Source organism: Roseibium aggregatum IAM 12614 (assembly GCF_000168975.1).
Lineage (GTDB): Bacteria > Pseudomonadota > Alphaproteobacteria > Rhizobiales > Stappiaceae > Roseibium > Roseibium aggregatum.
Genome location: NZ_AAUW01000009.1, coordinates 88,198 through 105,625, shown reverse-complemented (window position 1 = coordinate 105,625; position 17,428 = coordinate 88,198). Strand labels below are relative to the sequence as shown.

The 17,428-nt window shown below is 58.4% G+C and carries 14 protein-coding genes; 3 read left to right on the top strand and 11 right to left on the bottom strand.

Annotated elements, in window-relative coordinates; translation table 11 throughout:
* Positions 1 to 6 precede the first annotated feature (6 nt).
* From SIAM614_RS13655 to SIAM614_RS13610, 10 genes are all read right to left on the bottom strand, one after another.
* Positions 7 to 1,329 (bottom strand): ABC transporter permease, encoded by a 1,323-nt coding sequence (locus SIAM614_RS13655; RefSeq protein ID WP_040440200.1) that lies wholly within the window; start codon positions 1,327 to 1,329, stop codon positions 7 to 9.
* Positions 1,326 to 2,015: an ABC transporter ATP-binding protein gene (locus SIAM614_RS13650; protein ID WP_040440199.1), complete on the bottom strand. Its 690-nt coding sequence runs from the start codon at positions 2,013 to 2,015 to the stop codon at positions 1,326 to 1,328. Before SIAM614_RS13650 ends, SIAM614_RS13655 begins: the two co-directional genes overlap by 4 nt.
* An 86-nt stretch (positions 2,016 to 2,101) precedes the next feature.
* Positions 2,102 to 3,454, bottom strand: coding sequence for a metal-dependent hydrolase family protein (locus tag SIAM614_RS13645; RefSeq protein WP_006935349.1), 1,353 nt, complete (start codon positions 3,452 to 3,454; stop codon positions 2,102 to 2,104).
* 201 nt (positions 3,455 to 3,655) lie between these two features.
* Positions 3,656 to 4,999 (bottom strand): metal-dependent hydrolase family protein, encoded by a 1,344-nt coding sequence (locus SIAM614_RS13640; RefSeq protein ID WP_006935348.1) that lies wholly within the window; start codon positions 4,997 to 4,999, stop codon positions 3,656 to 3,658.
* A gap of 154 nt (positions 5,000 to 5,153) precedes the next feature.
* Positions 5,154 to 6,149, bottom strand: coding sequence for a class A beta-lactamase (gene bla, locus SIAM614_RS13635; RefSeq protein WP_006935347.1), 996 nt, complete (start codon positions 6,147 to 6,149; stop codon positions 5,154 to 5,156).
* A gap of 222 nt (positions 6,150 to 6,371) precedes the next feature.
* Entirely contained in the window at positions 6,372 to 6,893 is a 522-nt protein-coding gene (locus tag SIAM614_RS13630; protein WP_006935346.1) for an HdeD family acid-resistance protein, read from the bottom strand.
* A gap of 89 nt (positions 6,894 to 6,982) precedes the next feature.
* A complete protein-coding gene (locus SIAM614_RS13625; protein WP_040440198.1) occupies positions 6,983 to 8,620 on the bottom strand; it encodes an amidohydrolase family protein in 1,638 nt (545 codons plus the stop codon).
* A 66-nt stretch (positions 8,621 to 8,686) separates the two neighbouring features.
* The gene (locus SIAM614_RS13620; protein WP_198137322.1) at positions 8,687 to 10,408 is read right to left on the bottom strand and encodes an amidohydrolase family protein; all 1,722 of its coding nucleotides are present in this window, start codon (positions 10,406 to 10,408) and stop codon (positions 8,687 to 8,689) included.
* Positions 10,409 to 10,484: 76 nt separating this feature from the next.
* Positions 10,485 to 11,147, bottom strand: coding sequence for a DUF3299 domain-containing protein (locus SIAM614_RS13615; protein ID WP_050789390.1), 663 nt, complete (start codon positions 11,145 to 11,147; stop codon positions 10,485 to 10,487).
* 31 nt (positions 11,148 to 11,178) lie between these two features.
* A complete protein-coding gene (locus SIAM614_RS13610; protein WP_208983984.1) occupies positions 11,179 to 12,813 on the bottom strand; it encodes an amidohydrolase family protein in 1,635 nt (544 codons plus the stop codon).
* Positions 12,814 to 12,966: 153 nt separating this feature from the next.
* Here SIAM614_RS13610 and SIAM614_RS13605 point away from each other — a divergent pair, with 153 nt between their 5' ends.
* Entirely contained in the window at positions 12,967 to 13,425 is a 459-nt protein-coding gene (locus SIAM614_RS13605; RefSeq protein ID WP_006935331.1) for a hypothetical protein, read from the top strand.
* Between the two features lie 130 nt (positions 13,426 to 13,555).
* Positions 13,556 to 14,554, top strand: coding sequence for an AraC family transcriptional regulator (locus SIAM614_RS13600; protein WP_006935329.1), 999 nt, complete (start codon positions 13,556 to 13,558; stop codon positions 14,552 to 14,554).
* 337 nt (positions 14,555 to 14,891) lie between these two features.
* Here SIAM614_RS13600 and SIAM614_RS13595 read toward each other — a convergent pair whose 3' ends face one another.
* Positions 14,892 to 15,254 (bottom strand): hypothetical protein, encoded by a 363-nt coding sequence (locus tag SIAM614_RS13595; protein WP_157139847.1) that lies wholly within the window; start codon positions 15,252 to 15,254, stop codon positions 14,892 to 14,894.
* Positions 15,255 to 15,917: 663 nt separating this feature from the next.
* On the opposite strand from SIAM614_RS13595, the gene SIAM614_RS13590 reads away from it, so the two are divergent.
* A complete protein-coding gene (locus tag SIAM614_RS13590; RefSeq protein WP_040440192.1) occupies positions 15,918 to 17,318 on the top strand; it encodes a glutamate decarboxylase in 1,401 nt (466 codons plus the stop codon).
* The last annotated feature ends 110 nt before the right edge of the window (positions 17,319 to 17,428 follow it).

The window sequence follows — 17,428 nt, the reverse complement described above, 5'->3', positions numbered from 1 at the left end:
GATTTGTCATAGCCGAACCGACAGCCCGTCGGCCAGCGTCATGCGATAGACCCGAATTGCCGGGATGAGCGAGGCAATGAGCCCGGCGCAGAAGATAGCCAAAAGGGTGGCCAGTTCGCGCGCGCCGAAGACATTCAGTCCCAATCGCAGGCCGAAGTGGGCGGACAGGATCGGGTCGGTCACGAACGTGGCCAACGTGAGCAGAACAAAGCCAAGGATCAGCCCCGCCGCGGTGAGGACGGCGGCTTCTGTGACGATCAGCGCAAAGATTCGAGTCGGCGTGGCGCCGACAGACCGCAGGATCGCGAATTCTCGGCGGCGGGTGTCGAGGGTCGCGGAGAGCATGACCACCATGCCGATCATTCCTGCCAAAGCCACGGCCCACGCCATCAGCCGCATCGCGCGCTCCGCGGTGCCGGTGATCCCCCAGAGCTCGGCAAGCGCGACAGCGGGGAGGACCGCGCTCAGCGCGTCGGAGCGGCGTTCGTTGACGGCCCGCTGCAGACCCAGGACATTCGTCCGATCGATCAGCCCGATATAGACGGCATTGATCCGGTCCGGTTCGTGATAGTGTCCGGCCTCTGTGCCTTCGTGTTCGCCATGATCTTCGTGGTCGTCGTGCGCTTCATGCTCGTCATGACCGTCAGCCGGTTTGGCGGCTGGGTCGAGCGGGTCGATCAGTGGCGCATCTTCTTGCGCATGCAGGGTATCGAACCCTTCGAGCGTGACAAAGACCATCTGGTCGACGGCGGTACCTGTTGGCGCCAAGACACCTGAAATGGTGAAGGGGGCTTCGTCGTGGAGATCGAACGAGACCTCACCGGAGCCATGGGCATTCACGATCACCCCACCGGGGGCGTAATCGAACCGGGCCGCGACCTCGGCCCCCACCACCGCAGCATCCGCCCCATCCCCGGTGAAGAACGTGCCAGCCGCTAATGAGAGAGACTGCCCGCCGGAGTGTCGGAAATGCTCGAAATAGGCCGCATCCGTACCAATCACCGGATAGCCGCGGTGATTGTCCCCCATCTGGATCGGGACCGCCCAGGCGACCTCGGGCCGATCTTCCATCCACTCGAAGCTATCCCATGTCATGCCTGTTCCGGTACCGCCGACGCCAAAAACGGTCGCCATCAGGATCTGAACAGAATTGCCGCGCGGCGCCACGATCATGTCGATTCCTGACGCGGAATTGGCGAAGCTGTCGCGCGCGCTGTCTCTCAGGCGTTCGACGCCCAGGATCAACGCAACACTGAGCCCGATTGCCAGGATTGTCAGAGCGGCGACAAATCGGCGGTTCCACAAACTGCACAGGCTGAACCTCATCATGGCAAAGCGCTCCGATTCAGGTCCTGAAAATCGATACTGCGGTCAAAATGGTGTTCGAGGCTGCGGTCATGGCTGACGAACAGCAAGGCGGAGCCCGCAGCCGCGCATTCCCGCGTCAACAGGTCCACGAAGGCAGCCTTTGCTGTCTCGTCTAACGCAGAGGTCGGTTCATCAGCCAAGATCAGGTCCGGCCTGCCGATCAAGGCACGCGCGGCGGCGATCCGCTGTTGTTGTCCGACGCTCAGTTCATTGGCCTTCTTCGAAGCGAGGGCAGGGGTGGAGAGGCCCAACTCGTCCAGCAATCTTTTTGCGGTCTCAACGGACTTGCCACCGGCACGTTCGCGGCGACGCTGCGAATAGGTGCAAGGCAATAGGACATTTTCAAGCGCGCTCAGCCAGGGAATGAGGTTGAACACTTGAAAGATCAGTCCGATGTGGTCGACCCGAAATCGATCCCGGGCGCCACCATGCAGAGACGATAAATCCTGCTCGTTCACATGGAGAACACCCTTCGGGATATCGATGACACCGGCGATTGCTGACAGCAAGGTCGACTTGCCGCAACCGCTGGGGCCGTAAAGGAAAACGCTTTCGCCCGTTTCAAGGGACAGTTTTTCAATTTGCAGAGTGTCGTGCTCCGCTCGCGGCCAACGGTAGGCAAGGTTTTGAATGCTCAATGCAGTCATGGGTTTCCAAGGCTGGCTAGCGTTTTATGTGTGTCGCATCTTGGATGTGCAGCCGCCCGCCGCGCTTTCGCGACGGACGGAGGTTTTCACTGAAGCGTATTCTTGTAGATGACGCCGTCTTTCATGATCAGGTCGAAGTTGGCTTCGGCGTCGCCGACGAGGTCGAGGTTTTCCAGCGGATTGCCGTCGACCAGGATCAGATCGGCATAGGCGCCCTCAGCGATCACGCCGAGCGGGCCTTCCTGATAGGGGTGGCGCGGGCCGCTCAGCATCAGCAACTCGGCGTTGTCCGATGTCACCATCTTGAGCGCCTCGTAAGGGGTGAACCAGTTCTTCAGCTTGGTCACCATCTTGCCCTGCCTCGCTGCGGCCGCAGGATCGAACAGCATATCGGTGCCGAAGGCGATCTTGACGCCCATCTTCTTGGCCGCCTCGTAGTTCCTGCCGGTTCCATCGGTGGCTACGATCCACTTCGCCGTGCTCGCGGGATTGTCGAACACCAGCCTGTCCTCGTCGTCGATGAGCGGCTGCGCGCTCAGCCAGACGCCGTTGTCCTTCATCATCTGGAGGGTCTCTTCCTCCATGATGAGATTGCCGTGTTCGATCGTCTTGACCCCGGCCTTGATCGCCCTCTGGATGGCCTTGTCCGTAAAGATGTGCGCGGCGACATAGGTGTTCCAGTTCTCCGCCACTCCGACGATTGCCTGCATCTCCTCAAGAGAGTACTGGGTGACGTCCAGCGGATCATAGATCGAGGTCACGCCGCCACCGGCTGCGATCTTGATGTGGTGAGCGCCCATACGCAGGATTTCGCGCGCCTTGCGCGTTACATCCGGAACACCGTCCGCAATCGCGACCACCCCGTTGCGCTCCAGGTAAGACAGGGAGTCGGACGGCTGACGCGGAACATCATTGTAGGGATACAGATCAAAGTGGCCCCCGGTTTGACCCAGCGGCGGTCCGGCCACCAACATGCGGGGGCCGGGGAATTGCCCGGCATCGATGGCCTTCTTTACCGCGAACGGGTTTCCGCCAATGTCGCGGACTGTCGTGAAGCCGCGCATCAGCACCTGTTCGCTGCCCAGCAATCCGGTAATCGCAATGTCGGACATATCGGCGGAGTTCAGAAGGTGTCCCACCGTCATATTGGCCAAGTAGGTGTGCCAATGCACGTCGATCATGCCCGGGATCATGGTTCTGCCGCCACCGTCGATCACCGTGCCCCCTGCAACTGCGAGCGGTTCCGTCGAAATGGCGGTGATCAGGTTGTCCGTGACCACGACATTGGCGTTTTCGATAAGGGCCTCGTTCACGCCGTCAAAGACATTGACGTTTGTTAACAGGATCGGGCCCGAGGCGTCTTGAGCAGCGGCCGGCAGGGCGAAGCTCACAGCGACGGCGAGCGCCGCCGTCAGATTTCCGAGGTTCAGTTTTCTCATCGAGTTCGTTTCCTGTCTCTGAGAAGAAAGTTGATGGTTTCAAACTGCCCTGATTTCTTGTTGCGTTTTCGATAATTACCAGCGGTTTAGATTGCAAACTCTACACCAAAAGAGGTTGAATTTGCCCTTTCCCGCCTTTCTCGCCCTCAGTATGTTCAAGAAATCGCTGCAGGCGCTTCTGTAAAACGCCTGCAGCAGAGCTCACTCGATGGTATTCTTGTAGATCACGCCGTCCTTCATGATAATGACGAAGTTCTTGTCCGGGTCGGCGATCAAGTCGATGTTCTCGAGCGGATTGCCGTCGACCAGAAGCAGGTCGGCATAGGCACCCTCCCGAACCACACCGTTGTCACCGGGATAGGGATCGCGCGGCCCGGAACGCTTGAAGATCTCGTAATTCTGGCTGGTCGCAATCTTCAGCACTTCCCAAGGCTCGTAGTAGCGGGAGAGCTTCGCCAACTGCGCCCCCTGACGCGCGGCGAGTGCGGGCATGCCCTGAGAGTCAGTACCGAACCCGAAGAGCAGGTCGTATTTCTGCGCTAACGCGAAGGCTGTATCAGTTCCAGAGATCATGGCCTGGTACTTTTCTTCCTGAAACGAGCCGGCAGGGAGCGGGATCGCATCCTCGTCGTCATAGAAGGGCTGCAGGCAGATCGAAGTATTCGTCTCCTTCATCAGTTGGGCGGTTTCCTCGTCAATCATCTGGCCATGCTCGACATTCCGGACACCGCCGCGGATCGCGTTCTGGATCGCCTTTGCGGTGTAGGAGTGAACCGTCACGTAGGTGCCCCAGTTCTGCGCCACTTCGACCGCCGCCGCGATTTCCTCGACGGTGTATTGCGAGACGTCCAGCGGATCCGAGGGCGAGGCGACCCCGCCGCCCCCCATCAGCTTGATGAAGGCCGCCCCCCGCATCAGGTTCTCGCGCACGCGCTGCAGGACTTGTGCCTTGCCGTCTGCGATGGCGACCGAACCCATCCCTTCCTGCGGGGTAAGATCCCTTGAATAGCTCTGAGGTATATCAATCGGTTTACGGAAATCTGCATGGCCCGACGTTTGGGAGATCATCGCACCCGCAGCGTAAATCCGGGGACCAGCGTACATACCCTCGTCGATCACCGACTTTAGATCGAAGACATTGCCGCCCATGTCCCTGATCGAGGTGAAGCCCCGCATAAGCGTCTTTTCCGCCCCAAGGGCCGCCACAAGGTTCAGCTTGCCCACATCAGCCGCGAACACGTCGCCACTTATATTGGCCGCCATGCTGTGCCAATGGCAGTCTGTCAGGCCAGGCATCAGCGTACGCCCGCCGCCGTCAATCTCCCTGCCCCCCGCGACAGCAAGCGGTTCGGTCGACACGGCGGTGATCAGGTTGTCCGTCACCATGACATTGGCGTTTTCGATCAGGGCCTCGTTCACGCCGTCAAAGACATTGACGTTCGTGAACAGGATAGGCCCGGACGCATCCTGAGCAGCGGCCGGCAGGGCGAAGCTCACGGCGACGGCAAGCGCCGCGGTCAAGTTCTTTGGGGTCAATTTCCGCATTTGCTTGCTCCTATTGGCGTTACAGAGGGTGCTTCAATCGTCGCCGTGCAGGATCGCCCCTCCACGGGACTTGTGCGTCTTGCGTGTCATCGATTGTGAGTTTCTGTTGGTGGGGGGCGCCGGCAGAGCCTGCGCCCCCGAGTGGTTTATCCACTTATTGCTTCGCCACCGGCGCCAGGTAGAAGTGGTCGAACACCATGCGGGCGATCTCGGCAATCGCCCGATCCCTGTCCGAAACGGGTGTCTCGCTGCTGTTCGTGTACACGGCGATGGCAAACCGCCGACCGTCGGGGAGCGTGACATAACCGACGTCGTTGGCAATTCCGCCTGCGGTTCCGGTCTTGTGCGCGACGGGCGTTCCCTTCGGCAACAGCCCCTTGATACGTTCAGCGCCGGTGCGCGTGCGCGACATGACGCCCAGCAGGAACTCGCGGCTTTCCGGGCTCATCGCCGTGCCACCGTCGATGGCAAGCAGCAGTTGCAGCATCGCTAGGGGCGTTGCGTGGTCGCGGGGATCCGCCTCGAAGTCCGGATTGGGATCAATCTGGGCCGCCACCAGTGCCGGGTTGTTGCTGATGGCCTCAGCGATAGCTTCTGGCGAGACCGCCGACAAGCCGTAGAAATCCATGAGAATCTCGCGGGTCGTCCGATCGACCCTGAAATCGGTGATCCCGAGCCTGCGCAGGTTCTCGGTCACCGCTGCTGCTCCGCCGGCCAGCCCCATGGAAACGTCGGTGGCAGTGTTATCGCTCTCCGTGATCATCACCTCGATCAGGTTCGCCACCGAGAGCTGGATCCCGGGGTGGGGGAATGTCTCGGCAAGCGCATTTACGCCAGTGACGAACATGTCGAGCGGGACTTCGACCAGTTGGTCGAGACTGAGTTCCCCCCTGTCCACGCGATCCAGCACGGTCGTGGCGATCGCCACCTTGTAGGTGCTGGCCATGGCGAAGGTCTCATCGCCATTGAACGCGATGACCTCGTCTCCGCCGATTTCCTGCGCCGCGAATCCTATGCGCCCGGCAAGCCCCGACGCGATCTGTTCGATCGCGGCACCAACGGACTGTCCTTGCGTTGTCTGGCCGTATGCGGGGCCGAAGGTGGCCGCCGCGGAAACCGCGAGGGCTACGATAACATGACGATATTTCATTTTTGGTTCCTCCTTCTGTGAGATGAGGTTTGGGACTGTCCCATTCGATTTTGAAAGACCGTAACGGGCGGTGCCGCGTGGGCCAGACCTGCGCGAACAGGCAGCCAGGAAGACGGAGATCAAAACAGCATGATCCCGCCTCCTTGCCTCAGTGGGTCACGATCAGTTGCCGCCATCCGCCGGAAAGGCAGGCGTGACATCGGGCATACAATCCAGATCTCGTCATTGACGGGTTTCCTTGAAAAACATCCCCATCATGGTCAGGCTCGCGCCTGAACAAAGCATCTGGATTCCGAGCAGGGTCCCGAGCAGAACCAGTGTTGCACCTGGCGATGACAAGAGAATTATTGCCAGGACGACAGACACTGACCCCGCCAACAAAAGCGGCCAGAAGAACCGTGTGCCTTTGACGCGGAAGGCGAAAAGGATCTGGACGATGCCGCTTGCCGCGAGGAGGATCAGCAGGAAGGTAGATAGCGATATGATGCCGGCAAGCGGGTTGGCCATGAATGACCAGCCCAGAAATGCTGTCAGAGCGCCAAGGCACCAGGTCAGTATCCTGTTGCCTAGGCCTTCAGTCCAGAACCCAAGGGCAATTTGCAGAGCGCCGCCAAGCAAGAAAAACATGCCCGTAACCGTAACAATAGCCACGGACGCGATCACTGCATTGAACAGCACGACGACACCGAGAGCCATTGTCAGCACCCCAAGCCAGAAATATTTCGTCGAAATCCTTATCGCCATAACCGGTTCTTCCTTCTTTAAGTATTTATCGGGGAGGCGGAGATCAAACGCCGCATGATCCCGCCTCCCCTTGCCTCAGTTGCTCACCATCAGTTTTCGACTTTCTGGGGAAAGGCACCCGTGAAGTCAGATGGCAAAGGCATACCGGTCGAGAATTCGGCATTCCACGCCTCTTTCGAGATCGGCTCGAAGCGCTGCTTGTCTTCCGGGTCAAACCGGATCGGCTGACCAGCGAAGACAGGAAGCACCACGTCGTCACGCACAGTGACCTGACCGTTGACGATCACGGCTTTCATGCCCGTCGAAGGGATACTGCCCTTTTCATAGGTTGAATTGTCGGTGAAGAGTTCAGGGTCAAAGACCACGATATCGGCAACCATGCCCGTCTGGATCCGGCCGCGTTCTTGCATGGATTTCAGGCCGCTATCGCCCAGATGCTTGGCAGCGTTGTAGCTGAGGATCGACATCAGCTGCATCATCGGGATGTTGTTTTCCCGACCGAGCCGGATCGTAGCGCCTCGGGCACCAGCCGTTCGCGGATGCGTGCCGCCCAACTGGTCCAGCGGGTAATCCCAGGGGGCGTCATACGGCGTGCCAGCAGTTGCATCGCTGGCCATGGTCACGCCCTTCAGCGTCAGCCACTTCGCCTGGTTTTCTTCGGGCTGCTTGAAGATGACGATTAGCCTGGACGGTTCGGATGCGACGGTTTCCTTGTAGGTCTCCAAGGTATAGAACTCACCCGTGACCGGATCCAGCATGGTATCTTCATAGCGTCTGCCAAATTCGTCGATCCAGCTCTCAGGCACCAGAAACTCGGCATTGATCGTGGTGGAACCCGCAGCGTAGGGATAGATTTCACCCCAGATGTTGTGGCCCTGTTCCTGAAGCTTGGTAATCATCTCGTGTGCAAGCTGCCAGCCGTCGTTGTTGTAGTGCAGCACGATCGCCGGGGCGCCAAGCGCCACGGCGTTGGCGACGAGTTCCTGCGCACCGTTATTCTCGGCCGTGTCGTTGCCGAGCGTATAGCGCGTGTGAGCACCGGTCGGCCGGCCATAGCGCGCGGCGACTTTCTGCACCTCGAACATCTCGCGCGAAGAGACGCCCGATCTCATGTAGCCCACGGTGCTGCCGACGCCGGGGGCGCCAGCTTGCAGGCCCTTGTCAAGCTCTTCGAGAATCGCGTTGCCCTGTTCCAGGGTCGGGCGCGTTTGGCTCCAGCCCGTTTTCTTCCGGGTTTCCAAAGCGGAAAGGGGGCCGTCTTTCATGTAATCGCCGTCTGCACCGTCGATGATCATCGCGCGGGCAGATTCGTGGCTGACCGCGCAGCCGTAATTGGCCCCGGTCACGCCGACACGCGCTTCGTACCATTCCGCCATATAGGATCCCGCACAGCCCATCTCGAAATCAATGCTGGTGGTCAACCCGTCGCGCAACCCGAGGGAATAGCCGACCGGCATTTGAAAATGGAAATGGGTGTCGATGAAGCCCGGTGCCACGATGTGGCCGGTGGCATCCACCGTCTCTGCACCCGTGATTGCATCCTTGGTGATCGCAACAATCCGGCCGTCCTTGATGCCGACATTGGCGACATCGTCATACAGCGTTTCCGGGTCGATGACCCGGCCGTTGTTGATCACAAGATCATAGTCTTGCGCAAAGCTTACCGACGGGGTCAACGCACACAAAACGAGGCTCGTTGCCAATAAGCGCGTCCATTTCTTACGCATTACTCGTCTCCTCATGACTGCAAGTGTCGTCAAGTACTTTTGTCAATTTCCTCCACCGGGTACGACTCACTGGTTCGGGTCAAATTCCCTGGGTTCGATAGTAATCTGGTCCAGCCGGCCCTTCTCCTGAACCGGGAAGCGAATTGGCTTGCCCGGAAAGACCTTTTGAACCACGGAATCCTTCACCACCACGACACCGTTCACCAACACGTAGGGAATGCCGGTCGAGGGCAATGCGCCCATGCCTGGCTCGTAAGTGCTGTTGTCAGTGACCGTGTCCGGGTTGAAGACGACGATGTCTGCATCGGCGCCCACCTGCACCCGACCCTTGGTCCTGAACTGGCTAATGCCGCCCAGCTCAGCAAAGTACTTGGCGTGCAGGTAGCTCATCTTGGAGATGGCTTCCATCAAAGGCATGTTCTTATCTTCACGCACCATGCGCAGCACCTTGGCGCGGGTACCTGCACTGCGCGGGTGAACCGACTTGCCTTCATAAGGGGAATCCCAAGGGTAGTAGTCGAGATTTTCGTCCTGGATGGCCATGCCGTCTGAGACGACGACAACTCCCGGCTGAGCCATCCATTTAGCGATGTCCTCAGGGGGGTTGTTGAAAATCAATATCGATCTGCCGGGATCATTCTTGCGAACGTCCTCGTACATCGCCTTGTCCCAACGCGTGCCGTCAAGGTTGGAGACGTTCGAATAGGTTATATTCATCTGAGCCATGCTCGACTCTGTGAGAATATCGGTCGAAGCAATGGTGCCGCCCGCTGCATAAGGGTAAACCTCACCCCATACTTTGGCGCCTCGCGTTTCTCTTGCGTCGTTGATGAGCGGGATCGTGTACTCCCAGTCCATGTTGCTGTTCAGGTGTGAAGCCAAGAAAGGTGCGTCCAAAACCATGGCATTGGCCAGCATTTCCTGAACACCCAATTGTCCTCCGGTGGGAGGTCTGACACCCGCAAAGCGTACATGCCCATTCGAAATGCGACCGTATTTTGATGCCAACTCCTGGTATTTATACAATTCGTACTGGGTCACGCCCGTGGTCATATAGCCGACTGGAATGCCCACGCCCAAGGCACCTTGGCGAAGGCCTTCGTCGACCAGGCGCATGATCTCAGTCATCTGCTCTTTGTTGGGTAAGGTGGCAGTCCAGCCTGGCTTGCGTCCTTCACTCTGGGCCTTTGCGGCGGCGCGACCCACCATAGAGAACAGGCCGCCCATGTCATTAGCGCTAGCCGCTATTTCAGGACTGTCCAGCACCGATACACGGGCAAGTGTTGTGAGCACGACCATGCCGTAGTTGGCTTGGGTTTTACCCTCGGCCTCTGCATACCATTTAGCGATATCGCCGGCGCCTGCTTCGAAATCCATCTGGGTGGTCAGGCCATCGCGCAAATTGACCTTGCGACTGAACGGATCGGTTGCGTGCTGGTGCCCCTCGATAAAGCCCGGGGCAACAACGTGACCACTGGCGTCGATGGTTTCGTCGCCCTGGATCGCGTCCTCGGTGATCGCAGCAATCTTCCCATCCTTTATCCCGACGTTGCGCACGCCATCAAAGTTGGTCTCGGGGTCCATGACCCGTCCATTGTTGATGACAAGATCGTAGTTCTGCGCATATGCCGGCACAACGGACATGACACCCAATATTAGTGTGCTGACCAGCAGGCGTTTTCTTTTCGTCATCCCATTATCCTTTTCAATCTGCACTTTTGCGACACCTGCTTCGGGTAGATGGCAGTCAAAATCTTTGATCGCGCTATCATGGTTGGCAGGCGTCATACCTGCCAGTGTGCGAGGTCGTCAGGTGCCCGTATTGACGGTTTCGCTCGGGCAAATGGAGAAAGTCAGTCCTGCTTCATTCCGGTGACTCGACGATTTCCGCATCCAGGGTCCAGCCACTCAGCATGCGCGTGTCCCCGTCGAGGACGAATATGGTCTCAACGCTTGGCTCAACGCGCAGCAGTCCCGTCACCCGAACCGGCAAATAAAGGGACTCGACCTGCTGATCCGCCCGCAGCCTCACCCGCACAAGCTGGTTCGGCGGCGGTGGCGGAAGGTGGCTGCACATTCCGACCTGCGGAACCAGATAGCCGAACCCGCTGCCATCCGCAGCCTGCGGCGCGGGAATGATGTAGCCGGATATCGAGACCTCGACCCCATCGAAAATTGGATTTTGCGCCATGCGGGCATTCCGCCGCTTCTTGGCGACGTCCCAGCGTTGCTCCAGCAACACATCTACATCGTGACCATTCGCTTCGAGCTTGTCCTGCGCAGCAGCGCGGCGGGCCTCCAGACGCGTCCGTGTCTCCTCATCAAGATCAGTGCCAGCGAGCTTCTCCTCCGACTGGACCAACAGCTTCAGTTCGTTCAGCATGTCGACCCCCATGGCTGCGTAGGGGTCTTCAAAGGCAACGGCCAAGGGGTCTGCAAGATCCGAAAACTCGATTGCCTCTGGTTCCGCAGATGCTTGAGTGGCGGCCAAGAGGGCCGCCACAAAGACAGAGGTCAAAAACCGCATGTTTTCGCCTCCTTATTCCGGTTTCTCACCATCAGTTTTCGACTTTCTGGGGAAAGGCACCCGTGAAGTCAGATGGCAAAGGCATACCGGTCGAGAATTCGGCATTCCACGCCTCTTCCGAGATCGGCTCGAAGCGCGGCTTGTCTTCCGGGTCAAACCGGATCGGCTGACCAGCGAAGACAGGAAGCAGCACATCGTCACGCACAGTGACCTGACCGTTGACGATCACGGCTTTCATGCCCGTCGAAGGGATGCTGCCCTGTTCGTAGGTTGAATTGTCGGTGAAGAGTTCAGGGTCAAAGACCACGATATCGGCAACCATGCCCGTCTGGATGCGGCCGCGCTCCTGCATGGATTTCAGGCCGATAGCGCCCAGATGCTTGGCAGCGTTGTAGCTGAGGATCGACATCAGCTGCATCATCGGGATGTTGTTTTCCCGACCGAGCCGGATCGTAGCGCCTCGGGCACCAGCCGTTCGCGGATGCGTGCCGCCCAACTGGTCCAGCGGGTAATCCCAGGGGGCGTCGTACGGCATGGCACCAACCGCATCGCTGGCCATGGTCACGCCCTTCAGCGTCAGCCACTTCGCCTCGTTTTCTTTGGGCTGCTTGAAGATGACGATTGGCCTGGCCGGTTCGGATGCAACGGTCTCCTTGTAGGTCTCCAAGGTATAGAACTCACCCGTGACCGGATCCAGCATGGTATCTTCATAGCGTCTGCCAAATTCGTCGATCCAGCTCTCAGGCACCAGAAACTCGGCATTGATCGTGGTGGAACCCGCAGCGTAGGGATAGACTTCACCCCAGATGTTGTGGCCCTGTTCCTGAAGCTTGATAATCATCTCGTGCGCCAGCTGCCAGCCGTCGTTGTTGAAGTGCAGCACGATCGCCGGGGCGCCAAGCGCCAGGGCGTTGGCAACGAGTTCCTGTGCGCCGTTGTTCTCGGCCGTGTCGTTGCCGAGCGTATAGCGCGTGTGAGCACCGGTCGGCCGGCCATAGCGCGCCGCGACTTTCTGCACCTCGAACATCTCGCGCGAAGAGACGCCCGATCTCATGTAGCCCACGGTGCTGCCGACGCCGGGGGCGCCAGCCTGCAGGCCCTTGTCAAGCTCTTCGAGAATCGCGTTGCCCTGTTCCAGGGTCGGACGCGTCGCGCTCCAGCCGGTATTGACTCGGGTATCATAAGCGGCCAAGGGACCGTCTCTCATGTAATCGCCGTCCGACCCGTCGATCACCATCGCGCGGGCAAATTCGTGGCTGACCGCGCACCCATAGTTGGCCTGGGTCACGCCGGCACGATCTTCGTACCATTGCGCCATATAGGATCCCGCACAGCCCATCTCGAAATCCATGCTGCTGGTCAACCCGTCGCGCAACCCGAGGGAATAGCCGACCGGCATTTGGAAGTGGAAGTGCGTGTCGATGAAACCCGGCGCCACGATGTGGCCGGTGGCATCCATCGTTTCGGAACCCGTGAGTGCGTCCTGGCTGATCGCGACAATGCGGCCGTCCTTGATGCCGACATTGGCAATATCGTCGAACAGCGTTTCCGGGTCGATCACCCGGCCGTTGTTGATCACCAGATCATAGTCTTGCGCGAATGCCGCTGAAACGGTCAGCAGCCCGGCAACAAGTGTTGTCGTAGTCAAAAGCGACGTTTTCGCCATCATGGAGTTCCCTCTGTCACAGTTTTTCATTGTATTTCAGACAGTTTCAGTTCACGACTGCATTGCGGATCGCCCTGTCCGGCGGCAAGCTGGGCACATCAGGGGCTTACCCCCGGCCTGTATTCTCGCCGCGTTGCGCAGATATCCCGGCGAATGATCGATCCCCGAGATTTCATCCTGGTTGGGAGCCAAGCCGAAATACATGCCGCAGAAATCGCGGGCGGGATCGACATAGATCCCCTGTCCCATGTTGCCGTGCTTGAACATGGCGCCGTCGCTGAAGACATGGTCCCACTGGGCCGAGTTGTAGGCAGGGACTTCGCCGTCGCCGTTGCGGGATTGGTCACCGAAATGTCCAGCAACGACAGAGCTGCAGGGTCGCCTTCGATGGAGGCATTGCGAATGGCATCGAGACCGCTTTCGGGGTCGATCACCCGCCCTCCTGCGATGACAATGTCATTGTCCAGCACGGTCGTCGTAGATAACAGCAAAGCCAACATCGTCGCGGTTCCCAGGAATCCTGTCCGTAACATTCACATGCTTCTGCGCATCCTGAAGTCGTCGCGCCGTGCGCAAGTCGCCCGTTACTCTCATATCTGGGATGAAAGCTAACATGCCGGTGATGTCGGGTGTTTGCATCTCATGCCAGCGGTGGCATAAAGTTGTCCTACGGGGTTAATCCCTGAGAGTTGAAAGAACACTGCGGATGAACAAGCGATCTGACCCGAGATTTACGCGAGCAATGCTGGTTTTGTTCCCGCTCGCCAAGGCTTTCACCTTACGGGGCGGTGATATCGAAGCTGTTCTTGCCCGGAACAGGATTCCGCTCAGTGCGCTGAGCGATCCTGCTATGTTGGTTGACGCGTCCGCCTGTTATTCTGTGATGGAGGATATGGCCGAAACGCTCGGCGATCGCTATTTCGGTGCAAAGGTGGCGATCGAAACTGCCAGACGAGGCACGACTGGGCTACGGGAGGCGGCGACCCGTTCGTTCAACTTGGGAGACTTTCTCTCCCGGGTGGTGGTGGAAATCTCTAAGCAAGTTGATAACGTGAGATACTCACTCTCCATTTCATCCGACGTTGCAAGCTTGGAGATTCATCGCACGATCATGGGGGTGAAGCCGTCAATACAGTTGGATGCAGTTGGCGTTGCCTTCTACGTGACAGTAATCAAACAAGGTATCGGTGACGTATTTGATCCCAATGATATTCTCATCACTGTCCCGACGACCGCAGGTCTTCCACCGAAGTTTCTACCAAACAGTGCATTAATCAGGTCCGAGATCAACGGCTTGCGAATTTCCTTTCCCCCACAATGGCTTTGGGCACCATTTTCGTTGGACTGGGACCTGGTGGAAGCGTCAAGAGGAGAATTTTCCCCCCATAGCGCTGACGAAGTGACGCTATCCTACCTTCGCAATGTGCTGACGGACAATATCTCTGACCAGGATCTGCCGCTGAACAGCTTTGCCGCAATCTGCGGCCTGCATCCACGGCGCGTACAGCGCATCCTGTCGGCAAAGGGCATCTCCTACAGTCAGATGAAGGACGACGTGCGCCAGCGCATCACCGAAGACCTCCTGTCGAACACGAGGCTACCCATCTCGCAAATCGCCCTTCGGGTAGGCCTCTCAGGCCCCGCCACCTTCGACCGGGCATTCAAGCGATGGACCGGCAAGACGCCGACACGCTTTCGGGCCGATGCCACGACAGATCAGATTGCTCGGATTGCGGAATAGCAATGCAGATCCAGTAGCGCCGGGTTTCCGCAGTTGATGAGGCTGATCGTGGCGACGGCACCGATGATACCAACATCAACAAATAGGAACCCATTGGATGGCTTGTTCAGGGCTGCCGGCAAGGAGCGGCGCGCAGATCGGCCTGGGTTGGCCGGTCAAGGGGCGCAACGCAGTCCGGTGGGCCTGAACAAGCCACCGGAGGCCATGATATGAGAGTGTTCCGCCGCGTCGCGCGTCATGGTCGATGTCCCGCATCGCCCAGCGACACGCTCCTCGCGGAACACTCTCATGTCATGGTCGAATAGGTTCCTATTTATTGAAGTTGGTATGACACCCTTCACAGCAATTCATCATCAGGTTCTCTCACGCGCCCGGCCTCACGCATCAAGTGGAGGAAATCGCAGCCGTCACAGAAGCGGCAATGAGCACCGCCGCGTCGCAGCCGGTTGGCAGGGCGTTTGCGCTCGAACCTGACGTCCTGCACCTCGGCCGTCACCTCTAAACCCGCCTCAGAGAAGGCCTTGTGGATGCTGGAGAAAAGCTCTTCTCGCCCGGCAAAGCTCGACATGTAGCCTTCAAAGTGCACCCAAAGCGAGTAGCGGTAGGGAATTGACGACGCGTCGGCCAGCCGGATCAGGGGAGCCGGACGCGGCAGGAGCGCCTCACATTTCGGGGCTGTTTCCCGGAGCAGCGACTTCACGCGCTGCGGATCCTCGGCACCCGACACAAGGATTGTAAAGGTGTCCGCGTAGAGCTGGCCAGACTTTGGCAGAATCCGCAGGGCTTGACGTGCCAGCTGCGCATTCGGAACGACTGTCTGACGACGGACACGATGGCAGGGATCAAGACGATCGAGCTCGGGCGGCCTGCGCGGCGGCCCTCAGCGATTTGCCGATCGAGGTGCAGCGCAGCATGACGCGCAATTAGCCCTGCGGGACAAGTTTATGGCGCCGTTGGCATGAGTTGCAAACTTTTGCCGCCCTGAGAATGATATCTATCAGACTGAAGGGTTGGAGCAGTCCACATAGGAAAATCCGGATCAAACAAAAACCGCGGCCGTGATGCATAGGCCGTGGCGGAGCGCGTATCCCCAACGAGAGGGAGCAAGACATGAAAGACTTCAACAGGAGAAATTCTCTCGATAACCAGATGTCAAGCGGAGTGAAGAGCAGAAAAAAGCGGTATTTTTGACGCTAAGTATCAAATGCGCGCAGTATAGAGTTAAATAATATAAAATAAAACTATTGTTCTTATTTTAGCAGGATATCTTCTTGACTTAAGGTAAGTTAATACCTCTACTAAGTAACAATTTTTCACCCCCCGGCTTTGCCTCATCAATCCCCCAGAAATGGAGATTTTAGCAATGGCACTTCACAGCAAAGACAAAATTCGCGACGAACTCTTGGCAGACGTTTATGGAACCGAAGATCTGTCTCAGCCCATGCCGAAATACAAGATGCCGGAAAAGGAGCATGACGCCCGGCTTGCGTACAGCGTTGTCTCGGATGAACTGATGCTGGATGGGAACTCGCGGCAGAACCTGGCCACATTCTGCCAGACCTGGCTGGATGACGAGATCCACAAGATCATGGACCAGTGTGTCGACAAGAACATGATCGACAAGGACGAATACCCGCAGACGGCGGAGATCGAGGCCCGCTGTATTCACATGCTGGCAGACCTCTGGAATTCACCGGAAGCCGCCAACACGATGGGAACCTCCACGACAGGGTCGTCCGATGCGGCAATGCTCGCCGGGATGGCGGCGAAATGGCGCTGGCGGGAAAAGATGAAGGCCGCCGGCAAGCCGACCGACAAGCCCAACATGATTTGCGGACCGGTCCAGGTGTGTTGGCACAAGTTTGCCAAATACTGGGACGTCGAACTGCGCGAGATCCCGCTGGAGCACGACCGGCTGATCATGAACGCCGAAGAGGTGCTCAAGCGTGTTGACGAGAACACCATTTGCGTCGTGCCGACCTTCGGCGTGACCTTCACATGTGATTATGAACCCGTGAAGGAAGTGAGCGACGCGCTCGACAAGTTGCAGGCGGAAACCGGGCTGGACGTGCCCATCCACGTTGACGCCGCGTCCGGTGGTTTCCTGGCGCCGTTCTGCGCCCCGGAGATCGAGTGGGATTTCCGTCTTCCGCGGGTGAAGTCGATCAATTCCTCGGGCCACAAGTTCGGCCTTGCCCCGCTCGGGACCGGCTGGTGCATCTTCCGCGACAGGGAAGACCTTCCGGAAGACCTGATTTTCTGGGTCAACTATCTTGGCGGCAACATGCCGACCTTCGCCCTGAGTTTCTCCCGCCCTGGGGGGCAAATCATCGCGCAGTATTACAATTTCCTGCGCCTTGGCAAAGAAGGCTATCGCAAGATCCACATGGCCTGTTACGAGACGGCCCAGTTCATCTCTGCGGAACTGGAAAAGATGGGCCCCTTCGAGGTGATATATCCCGGGGATCCGAAAAAGGGCATTCCGGCGCTCTCCTGGACGCTCAAGGAAGGCTTCGACACGGGAGGGTATACGCTCTACGACCTCAGCGATCGATTGCGGATGCGCGGCTGGCAGGTTGCGGCCTATTCCATGCCGCCCAACCGGCCGGATCTCGTGGTGCAGCGCGTTCTCGTACGTCACGGCTTCAGCAAGGATCTTGCCGCGCTTTTCATCGAGGACGTCAAGACCTGTCTCGAGTACTTCAAGGCGCACCCGGTCACCACGCCGATGACCGAAGAAGAGGCCGGCGGCTACCGCCACTAACAGGCGTTTTCCAGCGCCGCCCGGCTTCTTTCGAGGCGGCGCAATAATGGCAAAAATTTCTTTGATATTTGGAGTGGTGGAGATGAATGGCAGGGTTTCAAGTTTGCTAA